This is a genomic window from Collimonas sp. OK307 (assembly GCF_900113705.1).
GTDB lineage: Bacteria > Pseudomonadota > Gammaproteobacteria > Burkholderiales > Burkholderiaceae_D > Collimonas.
This window is the reverse complement of record NZ_FOQI01000009.1, coordinates 201895-223768: the sequence shown is the minus strand read 5'-3', so window position 1 is coordinate 223768 and position 21874 is coordinate 201895. Positions and strand designations below refer to the sequence as shown.

Below are 21874 nucleotides of genomic sequence, written 5' to 3'. Positions count from 1 at the left end.
AAACGCCCACACTTATCGACTGTTAATTGTTAAAGAACCTTCTACTTCGCGTCACCAGAACCCCGGTTCGCGTCGCCGTCAAATCGTTTTGTTTGTCAGCAGCAGAGAGATGAGATTATGTGGCGTTTCCAGTTTTTCGTCAACTACTTTTTTATTCATTTCCGAAAAACTTCTTACCGCCCACACCAACTTCAACCCGCTTTATTTCCCTCAAACTCCGCACCCTAAAACAGCCTTTTTACCTCTCGGCTGCTTCGTTTATTTCGCGTCGTTCTCAACGGGAGGCGAACTATAGCAACCCTCTCCCGCCCCCGCAAGTACTTTGTTAAAAATATTTCGATTTACTTCATTTATCCAATTCAGCATCTATAAACACTACTTATTAACAGACGCTACTTATTACACATCGACAGAGTTCAATACAGCCCAGCGGGCAGCGCTGACGCCCTTCTCCAGGCTGACCCGGCTGACTATCTGCTCCAGCTGCAAGTGATTGCTAGGTGAAGTAATCAAGTCCGCCCGTACTTCCAGCTGGGTACCTGACGCCAGATCCTCGCTATGCAACGACTGCACAACCAGGTGCGGCATGCCATTGAGCATATGCAGCATCAAGGTCCGCACCTGCACCTCGTCTTCAGGGCGGCATACTACAGAGAGACGATATACCTGCTCGATTTCGGTCGCGCTATGCAGATCCTGGCGATTGATCATATGAGAGACGCCGCGCAATAACACATTCGCGCCCAGAATTGCCGCGGCGCCGATGGCGGCTTCCAGCGCATGGCCAAGCCCGCACAGCACGCCGACCGCGGCGGAGCACCACAATGTAGCTGCGGTATTGAGTCCACGCACGTTAATCCCTTCGCGCATGATGACGCCGGCGCCGAGGAAACCGATACCGGACACCACATAAGAGGCAATCCGGGTCGCGCCTTGCGGATCCGATTCAAATGCCGACACCATGACGAACAGCGCCGCGCCGATCGACACCAGGGCATTAGTCCGCAAACCCGCCATGCGCTGGCGCATTTGACGCTCTGCGCCTATCAGTGAACCTAAGGTCAGGGCGAGCAAGACTCGCAGGGTAAATATTTTCCAATCCATCTTCACTACCTTTCTGTGTGCATCGGACTGCCAGCCGGCGACATTCCATGGGTGCGCATCGCCGCCTCAGAAACTGAAGATCAGCTAGCAAATCGAACAAACGGACGGACGGGATATATATAACGTATATATAAGACGCAGGGCGGCGATGCGAAATCGCCTGAGATACTACAGCGCGTCAATTCACCGGCTGTAGTTATGATCGACTAAAAGCAGGTGAATTGCGTCGGGCTGTGCGCCCATCCACAGGTACTGGTACAACTGTCCAAAACCGGATCTCCTACAAAGATAGTCCGCACGATTCTATTTAGACACCATTGGCAAGTCAAGCAATGCCCGGCGTATCTGTCACATTCGCGGCCACATCCGCCGCCAGCTTGCGCATGATGTGGGCGGCTGCCACCAGGCCGAAGGTCGCGGTCACCACCACCGCCGAACCGTAACCGGCGCAATTCAGGCCGGTTACGCCAGGCGCGACGTCGCCATCAACGGCACATACCTCTTCACTAAGCGGCGCACTTAACGGCTCGGTAGAAAACACAGCGTCGATGCCGAAGCGCACTTTATCGCCGCGCGGGAACCGGTACTCGGAACGCAGACGCTTGCGCACCTTCGCCAGCAGCGGCTCTTGTTCGGTTTTGGCAAGGTCGCGGACTTCAATACAGGTCGGATCAACTTGCCCTCCCGCGCTGCCAATCGTGATCAACCGAATGCCCTTGTCGCGGCAATAGGCGATCAAGGCCGCTTTGGCGCGCACATTATCGATGGCGTCGATCACATAATCGTAGCGCCCTTCGCCAATCATTTCGGGCAAATTATCGGTGGTGATGAAATCCTCCACCTCGGTGACATGGCAGTACGGATTGATCTGGACGATACGGGCCGCCAACGCACTCACCTTGGCCTGGCCGAGCGTATCGGTCAACGCATGGATCTGGCGGTTGATATTAGATTCAGCCAGGTTATCCAGATCGATCATGGTCAGATTGCCGATCGCACTGCGCGCCAATGCCTCGATCGCCCACGAGCCGACACCGCCAACCCCGATCACGCAGACATGCGCTTGCAGAAAACGTGCCAGCGCGGCAGCGCCATACAGGCGGGCGATACCGCCAAAACGCCGGTCGAAATCAACCTCTTCGAGGTCTATGACAGGAACAGATGCGTCGGTAGCGCTTGATACGGCAGATGAAGGCATGGTCGGGAGCAAAAAAATGTACGGGCAATTGCCAAAATATCCAGGAATGGCCGGATATCGCTATTGACGCTATTTTACCGGCTCCGTGAGACGGAATTATTTTGAAGTGTTTTAATATGCTTGTATTGATATTCGTCGCCATTTATCGTCAAATTATCAAATAAGCATCAATTCGCCGCGAGCGCCCCAGTTTAATCCACGAGATACATCATCATGCCGAATGCACTGATAGACACCGCGCCAGATTTCAGCCAGCCGATAGCTGTCCTCAAGCACTGCCACGACCGGATACGGAAGCAGTTAACCACGCTGCAGAATTTGCTCGACCATGTGCCGCAACATGGCAACGACCCTCAGGCACAGCAAGCAGCCCACAGCGTAATGCGCTATTTCAACCAGGCCGCCCCGCATCATCACGCGGATGAGGAACACGACTTGCTGCCGATGTTGCACGCCACAGCGACCGGAGAAGATGCCGCCGTGCTGCAAAAATTGATGCCGGAAATCCTGGCTGAACATCAACAGATGGATAGCCTCTGGCATTCTCTTAACCAGCAATTGACACATATCGCCGACGGTGACGCGGCAACGTCGGAAACTCAGTTGTCGACGCAAGAAGTCAATCAATTTTCCACCATCTACTCTGCGCATATGGAAAAAGAAGAAACCTGGATCGCACCGATGGCGAAACGAATTTTCAATGCAGAGCAGATGCAACAGCTAGGAGCAGCAATGCAGCAACGTCGAGGTATTTCAGCATGAGCCAGACCAAGAACCAGTCAATCGCCGATCTCCGGATCGACTACAGCCAGGCCAGCCTGTCCGAGGCCGACAGCGCCGCCGATCCGTTTACGCAATTCGGAAAATGGTTCGATGAGGCCATCCACGCACAAGTGCCGGAAGCGAATGCGATGAGCCTGGCAACGGTGGGTAGCAATGGACGGCCGTCGTCGCGCATCGTGCTGATCAAACAATTCGATGAACATGGCTTCACCTGGTTTACCAATTTCGACAGCCGCAAGGGCCACGAACTGGCGCAGCATCCCTACGCCGCACTGTTGTTTCACTGGATAGCGCTGGAGCGCCAGGTGCGCATCGAAGGGCGGGTCGAGCGCGTCTCCGACAGCGAGAGCGACGCTTATTTTCACAGCCGGCCGTTGCGCAGCCGGCTCGGTGCGATCGCCTCGGCGCAAAGCCAGGCGATTGCCAGCCGCGACATGCTCGAAGCCGAGTACGCAAAGGTTGAACAGAAATTTGGTGATAACCCGCCGCGGCCAGATCATTGGGGCGGCTACAAACTTTTACCGGATACGGTAGAATTTTGGCAGGGACGTCAGTCTCGCTTGCATGACCGCATTCTGTATACACTGGATGCAGCTGGCAGCTGGCAGCGACAACGCCTGCAGCCTTAGCGCACTGTTATGGGTCGACGCTGACAGCTTGGCAGAGGTACGCTTGATACAAGTTACAAGTATTTAACCGGAGGAGAAATCGTGTTCTGGGAAAAACGGCTTGAAAACTGGGTTAATGAAGTTCGTCACCGTGCCGCGCTGCCACTGCGGCTCGAATTGTGGAACGGTCAGCGGTTTGACTTTGGCACATATACCGCGCCGGAGGTTACCGTACGGGTGCCGCATGTCTCAGCGCTGTCTTACCTGCTAACGCCATCCCTCGCCAATCTCGGCGAGGCTTATGTCGAGGGGAAAATCGAAGTCGAGGGGAAAATCAGGGAAATCATCGCCATCGGCAATGCACTGGCGGCGAATACGCTGAAAGCAGATGGCAAATTTGCCCGTATTACTCGCACCTTCCGCCACAACAAGGAAAAGGATGCCGAAGCGATTCGTTATCACTACGACGTTTCCAATGATTTCTACAAGTTGTGGCTGGACCAGAACATGGTTTATTCATGCGCCTATTTTGAAAACGGCGATGAAGACCTGGCCACCGCGCAAATCAAAAAAATCGATCACATCCTGACCAAGATCCAGCTTCAACCCGGCCAAACCTTGCTCGATATCGGCTGCGGCTGGGGTGCACTGGTATTACGGGCGGCGCAAAAATTCGGCGCAAAATGCGTCGGCATCACGCTTTCGGAAAATCAGTACGCGTTAGCCAAAGAGCGGGTTGCACAAGCCGGCCTTGAAGACCAGATAGAGATTCGCCTGCAGGACTATCGCGACATCACCGGTAGTTTCGACAGGATTACCAGCGTCGGCATGTTCGAGCATGTCGGCCTGAACAACCTGCCGATGTATTTTTCGCGCATCCGCAGCTTGCTGGCGGACGACGGCATCGCGATGAATCACGGCATTACCACTACCGACGTCGACAATGGCGAAACGCCATACGGTGGCGGTGAATTCATCGAAAAATATGTATTCCCGCACGGTGAACTGCCGCATATCGGCCTGGTGCTGAAAACCATGCAGGAAGGTGGATTGGAAGTATTCGACGTAGAAAATCTACGGCGCCACTATGCCAAGACTTGCGGCATCTGGGCCGACAATCTGGAAGCGCGCGCCGATGAAGTAAGGAAAGCCACCGACGACCGCCGTTTCCGCATCTGGCGAATTTATCTGGCCGGCAGTTCCTACGGCTTCGAGCGCGACTGGATGTCGCTGTACCAGGTGGTTTGCCGCAAAGCCGGTCGCAGCGCGAACACGCTACCCTGGTCGCGGGATTACATTTACCAGGCTTCGCAATAATCCGCGGGTTATCGATACATCTACCCACTGTTCTTGCAGGAACGGTGGGTAGATCAGTAGCTGCTACCGCTCAGCTACTGATCACCTTCTCGGTAAAAATCTTCCGCAGCTTTGCCACTTTAGGCGCGACCACGAATGCGCAATAGCCTTGCAACGGATGCTGGCGGAAGTAATTCTGGTGGTAATCCTCTGCCTTGTAATAAGTTTCGGCGGGACTCAATTCAGTGATGACCGGTGCGTCCCAGACGTTAGCCATTTCGGCAATCACTTGCGTCGCAACGTCCTTCTGCTCCGGCGACTGATAATAAATCGCAGAACGGTATTGCGTGCCGACGTCGTTGCCCTGCCGGTTCAGCGTGGTCGGATCGTGGATTGTGAAGAAAATTTCCAACAACTCGCGAAAGCTGATCTGCTCCGTGTCAAAGGTCACCGCCACCACCTCGGCATGACCGGTTGTGCCGTCGCATACCTGCTCATAACTCGGGTTGGCCAGGTGGCCGCCGGTATACCCCGATTCAACATGCTCCACTCCCTTTATTTCCTGGTAAACCGCCTCCAGGCACCAGAAGCATCCGCCTCCTAATACTGCAATTTCCTTGGTCATGGCTGCTCTCCCCTGGTTGCCTTCTGATTACGCTTTAACTTTAACGCAATCTGCTCACACTTGTCGATGTAGATATACGCAAAGTCACGTTCAACTCACGTGCAATCAAAGCAGGCAAAAAAATGCCCTGACTATGCAGGGCATTTAATCCAAACCTTATACGACGACGATTTAGAACTTGTAGCCGACACTCAGCACCGAAACCAAAGGGTTCAGAGTGATTTTAGTCGTGGCGTGCGTTGTCGTTCCATCGCTATGACGAGTAGCCAGATCAGCCTTGGTCTTCAGCGGGACATAAGACAGGGAGACGTTGGCGGACCAGTTCTTGTCGAAATTATAGGCCATACCAACGTTTGCGACTGGCGCAAAAGAACTGCTCAGATCGGCGCTGGTAGAAGCGCCAGGATCGCCACCGCCGAGAAGACCGGTCAAACTGTTGGACAGCTTGATATTTGAATACCATACGTACGTCGCACCCGCGCCAACATAAGGACGGAACTGGCTGTTAGCGTCGCCGAAGTAGTACTTGACCAACATAGCCGGGCTCCATTGCGTGGCCGTGCCAAGCTGACCCAAACCGTTGAGGGAGCCAGAACCGTTGAGCTTGAACTTCGGCGGGATACCCAAATCCGCCGTTACGGCGACATTGTCGGTAATGAAGTGGGTGAAAGACAGAAGAAGGGTATCAGCGTTGGAAACATGCGCACCACTATTGGGAACCGTAAAGGTCCCGAGCTTTAGTGGTTCGCTGGATTGATTCAGGCCGAGGTGAGCCCAGCCTGCATTGACGAGGTTATCGCCAGCTTGTTGCGCCATTGCGGGTGCGGCAAATGCTGCCAGCACGGACAGGGCTGCCAGCTTTGGTAATACGTTGAATTGTTTTTTCATATGTCTTCTCCAAGTTACACTTCATTTTCCATTGCGGGATCTTTGCCTGCAGCGAATACAGTACAAACCCATTTTGTGGCGTTTTGCAAATCTGGTCCGGCCACGCTAGGCCAAGCCAGACAACGCTCTCTTATTCGACTGCGGTTACCAAATTCGCGTATCCGTGATTTCCGGATATCGTCCCACGCACATTACCCCGAAAAGAACGCGCGTGCTATTCTTTTTTTACACTATGCCAGCTTTGGAATCATTTGACTATAGTTGTAGCTTTTTTACCTCAAATTATTTTTAAAACCTGCCAGAACGGCAGATGAGTCGTGCGCGGCTCGACGCAAACGATCGTTGATGCCCTGCCAGGCAAGGTCGGATGGTGGTGCTTCCACCACAATCAGGTCGGCCGCCGCGTGATCCATATTCCGCAGTGCCGCATAAAGATCATGGGCATAGGCTTGCGGCGATGCGGTCATTGGCGAGTGCGCGGCCAACGGTGGTACTTCTGCGGCGAGCGCCGAATAATTGATCAGTGCCAGACTTTGCCCGGCCTGATGTAATTGCTGCAGTGCGCCAGTCAACTGCTCCGGAGGCACTAGCAGCACTGGGGTGCGCGGCGCGTAATGCGATTCCAGCGTACCGGAAGCACGTGGTGCAGATGCATCGGCGGCTTGTACCGCAACCCCCAGCACCGCGCCGACTTGTGCGGCGCTGATGTGACCGGGCCGCAACAGCACCGGGCCATGCGAAACCAGGCGCGACAAATCGACGATGGTCGACTCGATGCCAACTTCGCTCTGGCCACCATCCAATATGCAGGCGATCGGGCTGTCCCCATCGGCGTCGAACTCATCGCGCACATGCTGCGCCGTGGTCGGACTGACATGGCCGAACTTGTTTGCAGACGGGCCGGCAATGCCGCCCTTGCCACCTTTGAACTCACGCAGCAATGCCTGAGCCACCGGATGTGAAGGACAACGCAAGCCAATCGAGTTCTGGCCACCTGAAACCTGATCCGGTATATGCGCTGCGCGCGGCAGTATCAGTGTCAGTGGTCCCGGCCAAAAAGCGGCGATCAATGCCCGCGCCTGTGGCGGCACCGACTCCACCCAATAGCCGATGTCCGCCTCGGGCGCCACATGGACAATCACCGGATGGTTGGACGGCCGTCCCTTGGCGGCATATATGCTGGCAACCGCCGCTGCATTCTCCGCATCGGCTCCCAACCCGTACACCGTTTCAGTAGGAAACGCGACCAATGCACCGGCTTCCAGCTTGCGTGCGGCCAGCTGGATTGCTTGCAGATCTATCTTCGCATCCTTCATTGTTTCCTTCATTTACGGCGCAATGCCGAGGATATCGCAAGCCGCCGTCATTTGCTTCTGAGCTTCGGTCAAGGTCGCTGCAATGAAAGTGATATGCCCCATTTTGCGCGCGCGGCGTGCCTGCGCCTTACCGTACAAATGCAAATGCGCCGCCGGCAAAGCCAGGATCCGGTCCCATGCAGGCTCGCGCGCTTGTTCGCTATCGCCGTCAAACCAGACATCGCCCAGGATATTCAACATCACCGCCGGCGAATGTTGACGGGTATCACCCAACGGCATGCGCGCCATCGCGCGGACTTGCTGTGCGAACTGGCTGGTGACGCAAGCATCCATGGTGTAGTGGCCGCTATTGTGCGGACGCGGCGCCATCTCGTTGACCACCAGGGAACCGTCTTGCAGGACAAAAAATTCAATGCACAGGACGCCGACATACGCGAGTTGTCCGATGATGGCCAGCGCTGCATGCTGGGCCCGTTTTGCAGTTTCGTCGCAAACATTCGGGCCTGGCACCGTAGTGGTAAACAGAATGCCGTCGCGATGCACGTTTTCGGCAATCGGATACACCGCTGCCGTGCCGTCGACGCCACGCACCACCAGCACCGAGACCTCGTAGGCCAGCGGCAGCATTTTTTCCAGCACACAGGCAACGCCGTTCATATCGGCAAATGCCAGGCGCACTTCGTCCAGGGTGCGCACCCGCGCTTGCCCCTTGCCGTCGTAACCGAGCCGCACCGTTTTCAGGATGCCTGGCAATAAGTCGGCCGGGATATTATCGATATCCGCTGCCGACGCAATCAGATGATGTGGCGCAGGTAGCACCGTCGATGTCTTGGCGCAATCGGTAAAGAAGCGCTTTTCCACCATCCGATCCTGCGCTACCGAGACGCAGGCGGCGGCAGGAGCGACAAAGCTGTTCCGCGCCAGAATCGCCAGGCTTTCGGCGGCGACGTTTTCAAACTCGGTCGTGACCGCCGCACACAAACCGGCCATCTCGGTCAAAGCAACTTCGTCGCTGTAATCAGCCAGGAAATGGCGATCGGCGACATGCCCGGTCGGGCAATCCTGCTCAGGCTCCAGCACGGCTACCTTGTAGCCCATGGCTTGCGCCTCGTGCGTGAACATGCGGCCCAGCTGGCCACCACCCATCACGCCAAGCCAGGTTGCCGGCGTGGTGGTTGGAACAATCGGATCGATGGAATCGTGTTGCATACTGCTCATACCGGTGGCAATTTCATATCAAGGGCAATTTGCGTCTGTTTGACGCGGAACGCCAGCAACTTGTCGGCCAGCGCCTGGTCGGTGGTCGCCAGCATGGCGATGGCTGACAGCGCCGCATTGGCCGCGCCGGCTTCGCCGATGGCGTAGGTGGCGACCGGAATGCCTTTTGGCATCTGCACGATCGACAGCAGGGAATCTTCACCGCGCAGGTACTTGGACGGCACCGGCACACCCAGCACCGGCACAATGGTCTTGGCTGCAATCATGCCCGGCAGATGAGCGGCGCCGCCAGCACCAGCGATGATGGCGCGCAAGCCGCGCGCGCGCGCGGTTTCGGCGTAAGTAAACATTTGATCCGGCATGCGGTGCGCCGAGATCACTTGCGCCTCGTGCGCCACGCCAAACTCAGTCAGGATGGCGACCGCGTGCTGCATCACATCCCAATCGGAAGAAGAACCCATGACGATGCCGATCAGCGGCTGGTTCACAGTATCCTTGGTCATCATCAATCCTTCAGCGTTTCGCCGGTAAGGCTGAACAGTGCTTCACGATACTTGGCGCCGGTTTTTTCGATCACATCATCAGGCAAGGTCGGCGCCGGAGCGGTCTTGTTCCAGCTGGTGACGGTTTCCAGGTAATCACGCACGAACTGCTTGTCGAACGAGGGCGGCGAAATGCCAACCTGATAGCTGGACGCCGGCCAGAAGCGCGACGAATCGGCGGTCAGCACTTCATCCATCAAATGCAGCGTGCCGTCCTGATCGAGACCGAATTCAAATTTGGTGTCGGCGATGATGATGCCGCGGGTTGCCGCATAGTCGGCAGCCGTCTTGTACAGCTCGATACTGATGCTGCGGATCTTGCCAGCCAGTTCCTTGCCGATCCGGCTTTCCATATCGGCAAAGCTGATGTTCTCGTCATGCTCGCCCATCTCGGCCTTGGCGGCCGGCGTGAAAATCGGCTCGGCCAGCTTGGCTGCCTGTTGCAAACCCGCCGGCAAGGTAATGCCGCAGATCGCACCGGTTGCTTGATAATCCTTCCAACCCGAGCCGATGATGTAACCACGCACCACCGCCTCGACCATGATCGGCTGCAGGCGTTTCGCCACCACCGCACGGCCACGCACTTGCTCGACCTCATCCGCCGCCACCACCGATTCCGGAGCAATCCCGGTCAGATGGTTAGGCACAATCGCCGCCAGCTTGTCGAACCAGAAATCGGACATGCGGTTCAAGACCTTGCCTTTGCCCGGAATCGGTTGATTCATGATGACGTCGAAAGCCGACAGGCGATCAGACGTAACGATCAGAATCTTGTCTTCACCGACGGCATAGTTTTCGCGCACTTTGCCGCGACCGAGCAACGGCAGGGAGGTGATGGTGGATTGGTAGAGGCTTGTCATGGTTATTCCATAAGGGGATTTACGCAAAATTCCGCCAGCAGCGTTATACCTCCTTGCCGTACATCCGTACTGTCAGCGTCGGCATGCCTTGCTGGCGAAACTTTGCGTAAATCCTACAAAAGTCAGAAAACCAGCTGCCGGATGATTGATACATCATCCTGCAAGCTGGTAAATTATTGCGCCCGGCCATACCGGGCGCTATTACTACATCTATCTGCTACTAAGATCAGTTACTGAACGATCTGCGCCAGCTCGCCCTTCTTGTATTTCTCTGCAATTTTTTCCAGCGAAACCGGCTTGATCTTGGCAGCCTGGCCTTCACAGCCAAACGCCAGGAAACGAGCTTTCACCACTGCCTTGGCTGCTTCGCGCGCCGGCTTGAGGTAATCGCGCGGATCGAACTTGCTTGGATTCTCGATCAGGTAACGGCGAATCGCACCGGTCATTGCCAGGCGGATGTCGGTATCGATATTGATCTTGCGCACGCCATGGCGAATCCCTTCCTGGATTTCTTCCACCGGCACGCCGTAGGTTTCTTTCATGTCGCCGCCGAACTCGCGGATTTCCGCCAGCAATTCCTGTGGCACCGATGACGAACCGTGCATCACCAGGTGAGTGTTTGGAATGCGGGTGTGGATTTCCTTGATACGCTCGATCGCCAGGATATCGCCGGTTGGCTTGCGCGAGAACTTGTAAGCGCCATGCGAAGTACCGATGGCAATCGCCAGCGCGTCGCACTGGGTCAGCTTGACGAAATCGGCAGCTTGCGAGACATCGGTCAACAACTGTTCACGCGTCATCTTGCCGTCGGCGCCGTGGCCGTCTTCCTTGTCGCCCATCATGGTTTCCAGCGAACCGAGCACGCCCAGCTCCGCTTCCACGGTAACGCCGATCGCATGCGAGAACTCCACCACCTTGCGCGACACTTCCACGTTGTATTCGTAGCTGGCAACCGATTTGCCGTCTTCCATCAACGAGCCGTCCATCATCACCGAAGTGAAGCCGGACTTGATCGCCGCCATACATACCGCAGGCGACTGGCCGTGATCCTGATGCATCACCACGGGGATGTGCGGGAAAGCTTCTACTGCAGCTTCAATCAAGTGGCGCAAAAATGCTTCACCAGCATATTTACGAGCACCGGCCGAAGCCTGCATGATGACTGGCGCGCCGACTTCATCGGCCGCTTGCATGATGGCGGTGACTTGTTCCAGATTGTTGACGTTGAAAGCAGGCAGGCCATAGCTATTTTCAGCTGCATGGTCCAACAATTGACGCATGGATACTAGAGGCATGTTGTACTCCGATAATAGAAACTTGTTGTGGAACAGCGTTCAAGCGTTGCATTGTTATTACTAGCCTGCAGCGCACCGATTCTGTTCCAACGAATTCAATACTCGCCGATCTTCATGATCTTGAGCGCGTTGGTACCGCCGATTTGTCCCATCGGCTCACCCCATGTCACCACCACCAGATCGCCCAGCTGCACCGCGCCCTTGGCCAGCAACAAATTCTGCGCGGCCATCAACACCGCTTCGCGGTCGGTCGATTTGGCCAGCTCGAAAGTCTGCACGTTACGGTACAACGCAGCTTTGCGCTGGGTGGCGACGCTCGGGGTGATAGCAAAAATAGGGATATCGATGTTGTGGCGACTCATCCACAGCGCAGTAGAACCAGACTCGGTCAACGCGGCAATTGCCTTGACGCGCAAATGGTGAGCGGTAAACAAGGCGCCGTAGGCAATCGACTGGTCGACGCGGGTGAAACGGACATTCAGGAAATCGGCATCGAGCTTGCAATCTTCCGATTTCTCGGCTTCCAGGCAAATCGCCGACATCGCTTCCACCGTCTCTACCGGATATTTACCGGAAGCGGTTTCAGCGGAAGTCATCACGGCGTCGGTGCCATCTAGCACGGCGTTGGCGACGTCGGACACTTCGGCCCGGGTCGGCACCGCATTGACGATCATCGATTCCATCATCTGGGTCGCGGTGATCGCCAGTTTGTTGGAAACGCGCGCCATCTTGATCATACGCTTTTGCAGCGCCGGTACGGCGGCATTGCCGACTTCCACTGCCAGGTCGCCGCGGGCAACCATGATGCCGTCGGAGGCGTCGAGAATTTCTTGCAATACCGGGATCGCTTCGGCGCGTTCGATCTTGGCGATCATCATCGGCTTGTGATCGTAAGCTTCACCGGCCACATTGCATAATTGCCGCGCCATTTCCATATCGGTCGCGTTCTTCGGGAACGACACTGCAACGTAGTCGGCCTGGAAACTCATGGCGGTCTTGATGTCGTCCATGTCCTTGGAAGTCAGCGCCGGCGCGGTCAAGCCGCCGCCCTGGCGATTGATGCCCTTGTTGTTGGACAGTTCGCCGCCGATCTTGACGATCGTATGAATTTCATTGCCGAGGATTCTTTCGACAATCAACACGATCAAACCATCGTTAAGCAACAATACGTCAGCCGGTTTCAGGTCACGCGGCAAGGCTTTGTAGTCGAGGCCGACACGTTCCTGGCTGCCCATGGCGCAATCGGCGTCGAGAATGAATTTTTCGCCATTCTTCAACTCGATCTTGCCTTGTTCGAACTTGCCGACCCGGATCTTCGGCCCTTGCAAATCGGCCATGATCGCGACTTGCTTGCCGCAGGCCGCAGCCACTTCACGCACCAGCCTGGCGCGATCGATATGGTCCTGCGCCTTGCCATGCGAGAAATTCAGTCGCACCACATCGACCCCGGCGACGAACATCCGCGCCAGTGTGTCGGCATCGCTGGATGCAGGTCCGATAGTGGCGACGATCTTGGTAGCTCTTTGCATGGACAACCTTTCAGTACATCATGAACAAACACCGGGACAGTTGGTCGGGACCAACCAGCTGTCCGATTACACTAAGCTGCGCGCTGCAACAAAATCTCAACCGCCGGCAAAGTCTTGCCCTCCAAAAATTCCAGGAAAGCGCCGCCGCCAGTGGAGATATAGCCGATCTTGTCGGTAATCTCGTATTTGGCAATTGCCGCCAGCGTATCGCCGCCACCGGCAATCGAGAAAGCCTTGGAATTGGCAATCGCCAACGCCAGGGTTTTAGTACCTTCGCCGAACTGGTCGAATTCGAACACGCCGACCGGGCCATTCCAGACCACGGTACCGGCCTGGCCGATTTGCGCTGCCAGTATCGCTGCAGTCTTCGGGCCGATGTCCAGGATCAGGTCGTCGTCAGCAACATCGGCGACATCCTTGATCTGCGCAGTTGCGGTTGGCGAAAATTCCTTGGCGCACACCACATCCACCGGAATCGGTACCGAGGCGCCACGTTTGGCCATCATCTCGATAATAGCTTTGGCTTCTTCCACCAGATCTGGTTCCGCCAATGACTTACCGATTTTCAGGCCGCTTGCCAGCAAGAAGGTATTGGCAATACCGCCGCCGACGATCAGATTATCGACCTTGTCGGCCAGCGCTTTCAATATAGTCAGCTTGCTCGACACTTTCGAGCCGGCGACGATCGCCACCAGCGGCCGCGCCGGCTGGTTCAGGGCTTTGCCCAAGGCATCCAGTTCAGCGGCCAGCAAAGGGCCGGCACAGGCAATCGGCGCAAATTTGGCGATGCCGTGGGTGGTGGCTTCGGCCCGGTGCGCGGTACCGAAAGCGTCGTTGACGTAAATATCGCAGAGCTTGGCGATCTTTTGCGCCAGCTCGTCGCTATTCTTTTTCTCGCCCTTGTTGACACGGCAATTTTCCAGCAACACCACCTGGCCCGGCGTCACTTCCACGCCGTCGGTCCAGTTTTGACGCAGCTCAACCGGCTGGCCCAGCAATTCCGCCAGACGTTTGGCGATAGGCGCCAGCGAATCTTCCGGCTTGAATTCGCCTTCGGTCGGACGTCCCAGGTGTGAAGTCACCATCACCGCCGCACCCGCATCGAGTGCCTGGCGAATCGCCGGCACCGAAGCGCGCACACGCGTATCTTCAGTAATATTGCCCGCGGCATCTTGCGGTACATTGAGGTCGGCGCGGATGAACACGCGCTTGCCTTGCAGCTGGTGTTGCGCGATCAAGTCGCTTAGTCGATTGAATTTCATGTCGATCAGGCAATATTAGTGAGGAAAAGCCGCTATTTTACTCCAGCAGCCTCTGTCGAAACACGGTTTTGCGCACATAGCGGTACTCAAAAGTCACATTCCGAAACCAATATTCTACAGAGTAGGCCTCATCGAATCCGTTAAAATGTCACTTTATACCTGAGAATCTGCCAAATATCCGTAGTGAGCGCGTCGTGAATCATGAACGCTTGGCCGCAACTACAAATAATTGCAGATTAAGCAATTTTCCAGCAACTTCTTATTATTTATCGGAGATTTGAACATGTCCATGGATGACCGCGACGGCAAGATTTGGAAAGATGGCAAACTGATTGACTGGCGCGAAGCCAATATCCACGTCCTGACGCATTCGCTGCACTACGGCATGGCGGTTTTCGAAGGCGTGCGCGCCTATGAGACAGACAAAGGTCCAGCGATTTTCCGCTTGAAGGAACACACCCAGCGCCTGCTGAATTCGGCCAAGATTTTCCAGATGCACGTGCCTTACGACCTGCAAACCCTGATCGATGCACAAATCGAGGTGGTGCGCGAAAACAAGCTGGAATCCTGCTATATGCGGCCGCTGGTCTGGATCGGTTCAGAAAAACTCGGCATTGCCGCCAAAGGCAACACCATCCACGTCGCGATTGCCGCCTGGCCTTGGGGTGCCTATCTGGGTGAAGACGGACTGGCCAAAGGGATACGCGTCAAGACATCATCATTCAGCCGCCACCACGTCAATGTATCGCTGGTGCGCGCCAAAGCCAGCGGTTATTACATCAACTCGATCCTGGCTAACCAGGAAGCATTGACTGACGGTTATGACGAGGCTTTGCTGCTGGATACCGACGGCTACGTCTCGGAAGGCTCCGGCGAAAACGTGTTTATCGTCCGCAACGGCAAGATCTATACGCCTGACCTGGCTTCCTGCCTGGACGGCATCACCCGCGATGCAGTGCTGACCATGGCGCGCGACAGCGGCATCGAAGTCATCGAAAAACGCATCACCCGCGACGAAGTATATTGCAGCGATGAAGCCTTTTTTACCGGCACTGCAGCAGAAATCACGCCGATCCGCGAACTCGACAATCGCACCATAGGCGCAGGCAAGCGCGGTCCGATCACGGAAAAACTGCAGTCGATGTTTTTCGATGTGGTGGCAGGCAAATCGCCCAAATATCAGCACTGGCTTACCGTGGTTGGGAAATAAACCGGCAAGCCAGCCTCAATACAAGTTAAACAAAAATTAAGCAAAAGCAAATTTGGAGAAGCAAATGAATACAGCAGCAACTAAGATTCAAACCCCGGTTGAACTCGACGGCAAGGATTTGCCGGCGCATTGCCCTAACCCGCTGATGCCGGTCTGGTCGTCGCATCCCCGCGTGTTCCTGAATCTCGACAGCAGCGGCAGCGCCAAATGCCCTTACTGCGGCACGCAATACCGGTTGAAACCGGGTGCAGTAGTCGCAGGACACTAATCAACACAAAGGGAGCTCGGCTCCCTTTTTTAATGACGGAAAAGCATTGCGATAGCCGATCAAACTGTTTGAACACGGAGCCCCTATGCCACATGCCAAATTCATGCACGGTTCAGCCGAAGAAACCGAGACCGCTTTTTACGACGCCATGAGCCGAGCCGATATCGAGGCAATGATGACGCTATGGGCCGATGACGACGAAATCGTCTGCATCCATCCGAATGCCACCAGGCTGCATGGACATGCGGCGATCCGGGCAGCTTTCGAAAGCTTGTTCGAACGCGGCGGCGTGCATATCCGTGTGCGTCAGCTACATGTGACGCATAATCTGTCGACCAGCATTCATAACCTGGTGGAAGAGCTGCACCAAGCCAGCGAGTCCGATCGCGAGATGCATATCCTGGCGACCAATATCTATATGAAGACGCCACGCGGCTGGCGTATCGTGCTGCATCACGCCTCCGTGGCGCCAGGCGCAGCGCCGGAAGAAACCGCATCCAGCACTACCTTGCATTGAACAGATTGAATAGATTACACAGCTCCGACATAGAAAATAGTATGCCTGCTTCCGTCTCACTCAGTTCCTACCCTGCACCGCTTTGGCTGCCCGGCGGCCACCTGCAAACCATTTACCCGGCCACCTGCATCAGCAAACCGGCGGTCGCCTACAGACGCGAACGCTGGGATACGCCGGACGGCGATTTCATCGATATCGATTTTGTCGACGGCCAGCCAGGGCAACCACTGGTGGTGCTGTTTCACGGCCTGGAAGGTTCTTCCGCAAGCCACTACAGCCGCGCCCTGATGGCTCAACTGGCAACGCTCGGCTGGTCCGGTGCGGTCCCGCACTTCCGCGGCTGTTCCGGTGAAATCAACCAGGCACCGCGTTTTTACCACTCCGGCGACGCCGAAGAAGTCGACTGGATACTGCGCCGCCTGGTGGCCAGCCGTACTACCCGGCAATTCGGAAAATTCTATGCGACCGGCGTTTCACTTGGCGGCAACGCGCTGCTGCGCTGGCTCGGCGAATCCCAGCACCAGGCAGAAATCATCGACGCCGCCTGCGCCATTTCCGCGCCGCTCGATCTGGCCGGCGGTGGCGCCGCCTTGTCGCATGGTTTCAACATGGTCTACACCCGCTCGTTCCTGCGCACGATGAAAAGCAAGTCGCTCGACAAGCTGCAACAATTCCCGCGCCTGTTCGATCGCGAAAAAATGCTGAGCGCGCGCGACCTGTACGAGTTCGACAACATCGTCACCGCACCCCTGCACGGTTTCCGCGACACCGACGATTACTGGCATCGCGCCAGCGCCAAGCTGGTAATCAACGACATCACAGTGCCGACGCTAGTACTCAACGCCCGCAACGACCCGTTCCTGCCGCCGCAGCATTTGCCGCCCAAGGCCGCCGCCAGCGTCACCCTCGAATATCCCGATCAAGGCGGTCACGTAGGATTCGCCGTCGGCGGTCCGCCCGGTCGCCTCGATTGGCTGCCGCAGCGCATGCTGCGTTTTTTGCAAGGTAGTTAAAATGGATCAAGTCGTAGCCCAAGCCATGCAGAAATGGCCCAACGTCCCCCATTGCCACGGCTGGCTGGGACTAGACGCGCGCGGCGCCTGGCGCATGCGCGATGAACAGACCCAGCGCCAGAACCTGCCCGGCGACAAGATCATGCACACAGCGCTGGTCGGTTTTATCAACCGCAATTACGGCGCGGACGAACAAGGCTGCTGGTACTTCCAGAACGGCCCGCAACGAGTCTATGTCGACCTGGAGTTGACACCCTACATCGCCCATACAGATCCGCTCCAAGGTTTTGTCCTGCAAACCGGCGAGCCGATGACGGCAATCGAATCGGTCATGCTGACCGAGCAAGGCCGGCTACTACTGATCGGCCCAAACCAGGTAGTCGCAATCGACGATCGCGACCTGGCGCAATGCCTGGCCGACCTATGCATAGATGGAAAAATCGCTAGCGATGAAGCACTACTGGAATGGATGGCAAACCCGTCAAAGAGTCAAACCCTGACATGGCAAAAAGCCGGAGCAGCACTAACAGTCGAACCCATAGCCACAGAAAACATCCCAACCCGCTTTGGCTTTACTCAAAAACCTCGCCAGAAATAGTTAAATAGGGTCAGAGTCAACTTTCGCAGGCTTTATCGCGAAACTTGACTCTGACCCTACTTAACGGACCACGGAGCAAACACCCCAGCACTAACGCTCCTTAGAAGCCTTCAACTCCTCCTTCCACCGCTCCTGCAACTCCCTCTCCCGCGCATCGATCATAGACTGATCATAAAACCCCGCATCCGCCGAGTTACGCGCAATCCGCAACTGATCCAACGCCGCCGGCACGCTCCCCGTCAACACATAAGACTCCGCCAAAGCCATATGCTGCAACGCCCGCTTCCCCTGCGCCGAATAAACCTTAGCCAGCAAATCCTGCACATCCGCATCCTGCCGATACAACTGCGCCTGCTCACGCAGACATTTTTCAGCGTCGTCTAACCGCTTACCAGCAATCAACACCCGGGCATACTGATGCGCCAATCCACGCGACAACGGATACTGCAGCTGCGCCTGCTGCACCAGCTTCAACGCCTCACTCTCGCGATCCGTAGCCAACATGATCTCCACGCCAAGATCCGTCAGCACCAGGTTCTGCTTCGCCGGCAATGCCGCCGCCACCGCCTGCCGCAGCAAATCCTCAGCCTTGTCATAAGCCCCCTGCCTGAACGCCAGGAAAGCCATGCCATATTTAGCCGCAACAATTTGCTGCTTCGTATTTTGTAATAGCTGCGTATCAAATACGACCTGAGCATCACGCCGCCCCTGCTCGGTATCATCCTGCAGCACCCGCACGCGCGCCCGAATCAATTGAAAATCCAGGCTATCGGCACGCTGCCGATAACGCTGCTCACGGATCCGCGCCTCTATGTCGGCAATCCGTTCGGCGGTCAGCGGATGCGTCAGCAGATACGGCGGAACCACATCCGAATAATTGCGGGAAGCAGTTTGCAAGCGCCCGAAAAAAGCCACCATACCGCTGGTCTCAAAGCCGCCCGCATCCAGAATCGACAACCCGATACGATCCGCCTCGCGCTCGGCATCGCGGCTGAAATTCAACTGCCGTTGCATCGCCAGGCCGGTACCGCCCATCATCACCGCCGCGCCAGCGTCGCCGCTACCACGCATCGCCAATGCCCCCAGCAACATGGAAGCCAGGGCGATCATCGAATCCTGCTTCTGGCTACCCACCATGCGCGCGATATGCCGCTGCGCCACGTGGCCGATTTCATGCGCCAGCACTGAAGCCAGTTCCGATTCGCTCTGCGCCGCCAATAACAGTCCGGAGTGGACGCCGATGAAGCCACCCGGCAACGCAAACGCATTCAAGACAGGATCGCGCACCGCAAAGAAGAAAAAATCGAACCCGGCTTCGCCCCGTACTTCCGGCCGCGCTGCGACCAGGGTCAAGCCGAAGTTGTTCAAGTATTCCAGCAATGGCGCGTCGTTCATGTAATCAGGATCGCGCCGGATATCGTGCATGATTTCTTCGCCAAGCTTGCGTTCCATTATTGGCGATAGCGAACCGCGCGAGGTATCGCCCAAGGTTGGCAGGTTTTGCGCTGCCAATATCGACGCCGTCGGCAATGCGCAGCAGGCGCTGATGAGCGCGGCAAGCAGCAATTGTCGTGGAGATGGCGATAATCGATTCATTGAGTACTGGATAGTGTCAAAATCACGATGCTATGATACTAACAGAGGACAATTGTTCCACCTTCAGCATGCAGTGGCCGCTCAGAAAAATTCAATTAGCGATTCACTGCATCATCTAAAGAAAATGCCATCATGACTAACAAAATTCCAGCAAGCACCACACTGACCCACTTTGACCAGACCGGCCAGGCCCATATGGTTGATGTTGGTAATAAAGACGACACACACCGTATTGCTGTTGCCAGCGGTTGTATCCGTATGAAAGCTGAGACGTTGGCGCTGATCCAATCCGGTACTGCAAAAAAGGGCGACGTGTTAGGCATCGCCCGTATCGCTGCCATCATGGCCACCAAACGGACCAGCGATTTGATTCCGCTGTGCCATCCGCTGGCGCTGACGCGGGTTACGGTTGATTTCAGTGTTGATGAAAGCGACGCCAGCATTAGCTGTATCGCGCAGGCGGAAACGGTTGGCAAGACCGGGGTGGAGATGGAAGCGCTGACTGCAGTGCAGATTGGCTTACTGACGATCTATGACATGTGCAAGGCGGTGGACCGGGGGATGGTGATTACCGCTGTGCGGGTGATGGAAAAGCATGGCGGCAAGTCGGGAGATTGGAACGCAGATTTGTGAATCGAGACACCTTCTCGAACGTCAAAAATTGCCGTCAGTCCAAATTCGGGGATGTAATGCTCTTGGATGACTTAAAGATTCCCTCGTTAGCTCAGTCTTTAATCCGAATAATATGTCCATTTTTGGTAAAGCCCCATAGAGTATTCCACATACCGATATTAAGATTAAGAAACTTTGGAATAACCATCTCGACCATGATGGCGATACTTTTTGAGAAATTTCGTTATCAGAGATTGATCTAGACCATCCCATTGCACAGCCTACATAAAGTACGATAAGCAGTTGGCTGAAAGGCATAACCACCAGTCCAGAAAATTGGCTATCCACTAAAATTGCAACACCAATAACGATCCAAGCAGAAAATATTGTTTGATTTCGTATATCACTTGCAGAAATCATGTATACCGCTCGAAATAAATTTCTCATTCCAATGCTGATTGCAATGCATAAACACAGTAAAGCAGGTACGCCCCATTCAGCACCAATTTGCAAAATTAAATTATGAGGGTGTGCCCCATTATTTATATCGGCACCGTAGTGTGCAAAATGCATAGGTCCGACACCAACCCATGGATTCGAAAAAATTAGTTCAAGGGCTCTTTGCCACAACAGCAATCTTCCGGACGTTGGATCCTCAATCGAGCGTTGTGCTAACTGAAAAAAAACTCCGAATGGATGTAAGCCGACTAGAAAAGGCACCAGCATAAATAAAATAGCATATATAACTACCCCTACCATGCCCGTCGTCAACATCCCTTTGCAAAAAGTTATCGCGTATTTTGGTTGCACCATATAAGCTATGCCAGCTCCAGCCAAGAGCCCAACAATTGTTCCGCGTCCACCAGTCATGAATAGCAGCGACCACCAAAATCCCACAAAAATCATGTGCATCAAACTCGCTTTAGTTTCCTTTTTTTCCAGCAAAAAATATAATATTAAAAGTGGTAAAGCAATGGTTTGGGTATGATTTAAAAAACGGTAGTTGCTAAAACCTGGAACCAGGTTCATAACATCAGGTTGAATTCCAAGAACTAACACCGCAATGTATACGGTGAGAAATCTGAACGCGTATAACATGCATCCTACAGCGCAAATCATTAGAATCCAATTTATTGATCTGAAGCCCCTCTTGGATACCTCATTTGCTATATATAAACTAAGCACGCTCAAAAAAAATAGCGATGCAACTTCATAAAATGCAAATCGTAGCGAAAGTGCGCCAATACCCGACACTATTCCTAATAAGAAAAATAAAAAAACAAACAATCTTAGCCATGACAGCTGGATTATTTTTAATGGGATTTTATATAAAACTATTGCCGCAGTAGAAATTAATATTAATATTATTTGCAATAATCGCTGATCATCATGACTACCTGTATTTATAAAATTAGAGAAAGAAAATACGCAATTTAATATAATGAAAATACATAACAGAAGAGTTATTGGATATTGTTTTACCTCAAGACCGTCAAAAATTTCACGTAACCTGTTGCTCTCCAATTTAGCACCCTG

Annotated in this window: 23 protein-coding genes; 10 read left to right on the top strand and 13 right to left on the bottom strand. The window is 54.8% G+C overall.

What is annotated here, in order from left to right; genetic code table 11:
• On the top strand, window positions 1–295 hold a 295-nt coding region (locus BM205_RS24440), incomplete at its 5' end, for a hypothetical protein (protein ID WP_217646048.1).
• A 104-nt stretch (window positions 296–399) separates the two neighbouring features.
• On the opposite strand, the gene BM205_RS14050 is transcribed toward BM205_RS24440, so the two are convergent.
• Together BM205_RS14050 and tcdA are read right to left on the bottom strand one after the other, a co-directional pair.
• Window positions 400–1104 carry an MgtC/SapB family protein gene (locus BM205_RS14050; protein WP_092355103.1) on the bottom strand — a complete coding sequence of 235 codons (705 nt, stop codon included), beginning with the start codon at window positions 1102–1104 and terminating at the stop codon, window positions 400–402.
• A gap of 325 nt (window positions 1105–1429) precedes the next feature.
• Window positions 1430–2302: a tRNA cyclic N6-threonylcarbamoyladenosine(37) synthase TcdA gene (gene tcdA, locus BM205_RS14045; RefSeq protein ID WP_092415444.1), complete on the bottom strand. Its 873-nt coding sequence runs from the start codon at window positions 2300–2302 to the stop codon at window positions 1430–1432.
• Window positions 2303–2515: 213 nt separating this feature from the next.
• Here tcdA and BM205_RS14040 point away from each other — a divergent pair, with 213 nt between their 5' ends.
• The 3 genes from BM205_RS14040 to BM205_RS14030 all read left to right on the top strand — a co-directional run bounded on the left by BM205_RS14040 (window position 2516) and on the right by BM205_RS14030 (window position 5010).
• Window positions 2516–3064 (top strand): hemerythrin domain-containing protein, encoded by a 549-nt coding sequence (locus tag BM205_RS14040; RefSeq protein ID WP_092415442.1) that lies wholly within the window; start codon window positions 2516–2518, stop codon window positions 3062–3064.
• Window positions 3061–3714, top strand: coding sequence for a pyridoxamine 5'-phosphate oxidase (pdxH, locus tag BM205_RS14035; protein ID WP_092415440.1), 654 nt, complete (start codon window positions 3061–3063; stop codon window positions 3712–3714). The genes BM205_RS14040 and pdxH overlap by 4 nt, the downstream gene beginning before the upstream one ends.
• An 81-nt stretch (window positions 3715–3795) precedes the next feature.
• Entirely contained in the window at window positions 3796–5010 is a 1215-nt protein-coding gene (locus tag BM205_RS14030) for an SAM-dependent methyltransferase (RefSeq protein WP_092415438.1), read from the top strand.
• A 70-nt stretch (window positions 5011–5080) separates the two neighbouring features.
• On the opposite strand, the gene msrA is transcribed toward BM205_RS14030, so the two are convergent.
• The 9 genes from msrA to BM205_RS13985 form a co-directional block, all read right to left on the bottom strand.
• On the bottom strand, window positions 5081–5614 hold the full coding sequence (gene msrA / locus BM205_RS14025) for a peptide-methionine (S)-S-oxide reductase MsrA (RefSeq protein ID WP_092415436.1): 534 nt from the start codon (window positions 5612–5614) through the stop codon (window positions 5081–5083).
• Between the two features lie 171 nt (window positions 5615–5785).
• Complete coding sequence (locus tag BM205_RS14020; protein ID WP_092415434.1) at window positions 5786–6502, bottom strand: OmpW/AlkL family protein; 717 nt, start codon at window positions 6500–6502, stop codon at window positions 5786–5788.
• Between the two features lie 272 nt (window positions 6503–6774).
• Complete coding sequence (locus BM205_RS14015; RefSeq protein WP_371326493.1) at window positions 6775–7830, bottom strand: L-threonylcarbamoyladenylate synthase; 1056 nt, start codon at window positions 7828–7830, stop codon at window positions 6775–6777.
• Complete coding sequence (locus tag BM205_RS14010; protein WP_092415480.1) at window positions 7831–9027, bottom strand: 5-(carboxyamino)imidazole ribonucleotide synthase; 1197 nt, start codon at window positions 9025–9027, stop codon at window positions 7831–7833. It abuts the gene before it with no gap.
• Between the two features lie 5 nt (window positions 9028–9032).
• Window positions 9033–9542 (bottom strand): 5-(carboxyamino)imidazole ribonucleotide mutase, encoded by a 510-nt coding sequence (gene purE / locus BM205_RS14005; RefSeq protein ID WP_371326492.1) that lies wholly within the window; start codon window positions 9540–9542, stop codon window positions 9033–9035.
• Window positions 9542–10438 carry a phosphoribosylaminoimidazolesuccinocarboxamide synthase gene (locus BM205_RS14000; protein ID WP_092415428.1) on the bottom strand — a complete coding sequence of 299 codons (897 nt, stop codon included), beginning with the start codon at window positions 10436–10438 and terminating at the stop codon, window positions 9542–9544. Before BM205_RS14000 ends, purE begins: the two co-directional genes overlap by 1 nt.
• A 230-nt stretch (window positions 10439–10668) precedes the next feature.
• Window positions 10669–11733, bottom strand: a complete 1065-nt coding sequence (gene fba / locus BM205_RS13995; RefSeq protein WP_092355129.1) for a class II fructose-bisphosphate aldolase — start codon at window positions 11731–11733, stop codon at window positions 10669–10671.
• Between the two features lie 95 nt (window positions 11734–11828).
• Entirely contained in the window at window positions 11829–13262 is a 1434-nt protein-coding gene (pyk, locus tag BM205_RS13990) for a pyruvate kinase (RefSeq protein WP_092415426.1), read from the bottom strand.
• A 71-nt stretch (window positions 13263–13333) separates the two neighbouring features.
• Complete coding sequence (locus BM205_RS13985) at window positions 13334–14524, bottom strand: phosphoglycerate kinase (protein ID WP_092415424.1); 1191 nt, start codon at window positions 14522–14524, stop codon at window positions 13334–13336.
• Between the two features lie 283 nt (window positions 14525–14807).
• Here BM205_RS13985 and BM205_RS13980 point away from each other — a divergent pair, with 283 nt between their 5' ends.
• The 5 genes from BM205_RS13980 (at window position 14808) to BM205_RS13960 (ending at window position 18130) form a co-directional block, all read left to right on the top strand.
• Window positions 14808–15734: a branched-chain amino acid transaminase gene (locus tag BM205_RS13980; RefSeq protein ID WP_092415422.1), complete on the top strand. Its 927-nt coding sequence runs from the start codon at window positions 14808–14810 to the stop codon at window positions 15732–15734.
• Between the two features lie 64 nt (window positions 15735–15798).
• Entirely contained in the window at window positions 15799–16002 is a 204-nt protein-coding gene (locus BM205_RS13975) for a zinc-finger domain-containing protein (RefSeq protein WP_092415420.1), read from the top strand.
• Window positions 16003–16087: 85 nt separating this feature from the next.
• A complete protein-coding gene (locus BM205_RS13970; protein WP_092415418.1) occupies window positions 16088–16519 on the top strand; it encodes a YybH family protein in 432 nt (143 codons plus the stop codon).
• A 41-nt stretch (window positions 16520–16560) separates the two neighbouring features.
• On the top strand, window positions 16561–17532 hold the full coding sequence (locus BM205_RS13965; protein WP_092415416.1) for a YheT family hydrolase: 972 nt from the start codon (window positions 16561–16563) through the stop codon (window positions 17530–17532).
• Between the two features lies 1 nt (window position 17533).
• Complete coding sequence (locus BM205_RS13960) at window positions 17534–18130, top strand: DUF2946 family protein (protein WP_092415414.1); 597 nt, start codon at window positions 17534–17536, stop codon at window positions 18128–18130.
• Window positions 18131–18220: 90 nt separating this feature from the next.
• Here BM205_RS13960 and BM205_RS13955 read toward each other — a convergent pair whose 3' ends face one another.
• Complete coding sequence (locus BM205_RS13955) at window positions 18221–19726, bottom strand: M48 family metalloprotease (RefSeq protein WP_092415412.1); 1506 nt, start codon at window positions 19724–19726, stop codon at window positions 18221–18223.
• Between the two features lie 132 nt (window positions 19727–19858).
• On the opposite strand from BM205_RS13955, the gene moaC reads away from it, so the two are divergent.
• The gene (gene moaC / locus BM205_RS13950) at window positions 19859–20359 is read left to right on the top strand and encodes a cyclic pyranopterin monophosphate synthase MoaC (protein WP_092415410.1); all 501 of its coding nucleotides are present in this window, start codon (window positions 19859–19861) and stop codon (window positions 20357–20359) included.
• A gap of 21 nt (window positions 20360–20380) precedes the next feature.
• On the opposite strand, the gene BM205_RS13945 is transcribed toward moaC, so the two are convergent.
• Complete coding sequence (locus BM205_RS13945; RefSeq protein ID WP_139227270.1) at window positions 20381–21862, bottom strand: O-antigen ligase family protein; 1482 nt, start codon at window positions 21860–21862, stop codon at window positions 20381–20383.
• Window positions 21863–21874: the final 12 nt, after the last annotated feature.

Coding starts and splice junctions, on each gene's coding strand:
- BM205_RS14050 (WP_092355103.1), bottom strand. CDS start 1,104: ATGGATTGGAAAATATTTACCCTGCGAGTCTTGCTCGCCCTGACCTTA.
- msrA (WP_092415436.1), bottom strand. CDS start 5,614: ATGACCAAGGAAATTGCAGTATTAGGAGGCGGATGCTTCTGGTGCCTG.
- BM205_RS14010 (WP_092415480.1), bottom strand. CDS start 9,027: ATGCAACACGATTCCATCGATCCGATTGTTCCAACCACCACGCCGGCA.
- BM205_RS13970 (WP_092415418.1), top strand. CDS start 16,088: ATGCCACATGCCAAATTCATGCACGGTTCAGCCGAAGAAACCGAGACC.
- BM205_RS13980 (WP_092415422.1), top strand. CDS start 14,808: ATGTCCATGGATGACCGCGACGGCAAGATTTGGAAAGATGGCAAACTG.
- pyk (WP_092415426.1), bottom strand. CDS start 13,262: ATGCAAAGAGCTACCAAGATCGTCGCCACTATCGGACCTGCATCCAGC.
- BM205_RS13975 (WP_092415420.1), top strand. CDS start 15,799: ATGAATACAGCAGCAACTAAGATTCAAACCCCGGTTGAACTCGACGGC.
- BM205_RS14015 (WP_371326493.1), bottom strand. CDS start 7,830: ATGAAGGAAACAATGAAGGATGCGAAGATAGATCTGCAAGCAATCCAG.
- tcdA (WP_092415444.1), bottom strand. CDS start 2,302: ATGCCTTCATCTGCCGTATCAAGCGCTACCGACGCATCTGTTCCTGTC.
- moaC (WP_092415410.1), top strand. CDS start 19,859: ATGACTAACAAAATTCCAGCAAGCACCACACTGACCCACTTTGACCAG.
- BM205_RS14000 (WP_092415428.1), bottom strand. CDS start 10,438: ATGACAAGCCTCTACCAATCCACCATCACCTCCCTGCCGTTGCTCGGT.
- pdxH (WP_092415440.1), top strand. CDS start 3,061: ATGAGCCAGACCAAGAACCAGTCAATCGCCGATCTCCGGATCGACTAC.
- fba (WP_092355129.1), bottom strand. CDS start 11,733: ATGCCTCTAGTATCCATGCGTCAATTGTTGGACCATGCAGCTGAAAAT.
- BM205_RS13965 (WP_092415416.1), top strand. CDS start 16,561: ATGCCTGCTTCCGTCTCACTCAGTTCCTACCCTGCACCGCTTTGGCTG.
- BM205_RS14040 (WP_092415442.1), top strand. CDS start 2,516: ATGCCGAATGCACTGATAGACACCGCGCCAGATTTCAGCCAGCCGATA.
- BM205_RS13955 (WP_092415412.1), bottom strand. CDS start 19,726: ATGAATCGATTATCGCCATCTCCACGACAATTGCTGCTTGCCGCGCTC.
- BM205_RS13960 (WP_092415414.1), top strand. CDS start 17,534: ATGGATCAAGTCGTAGCCCAAGCCATGCAGAAATGGCCCAACGTCCCC.
- purE (WP_371326492.1), bottom strand. CDS start 9,542: ATGATGACCAAGGATACTGTGAACCAGCCGCTGATCGGCATCGTCATG.
- BM205_RS13985 (WP_092415424.1), bottom strand. CDS start 14,524: ATGAAATTCAATCGACTAAGCGACTTGATCGCGCAACACCAGCTGCAA.
- BM205_RS14020 (WP_092415434.1), bottom strand. CDS start 6,502: ATGAAAAAACAATTCAACGTATTACCAAAGCTGGCAGCCCTGTCCGTG.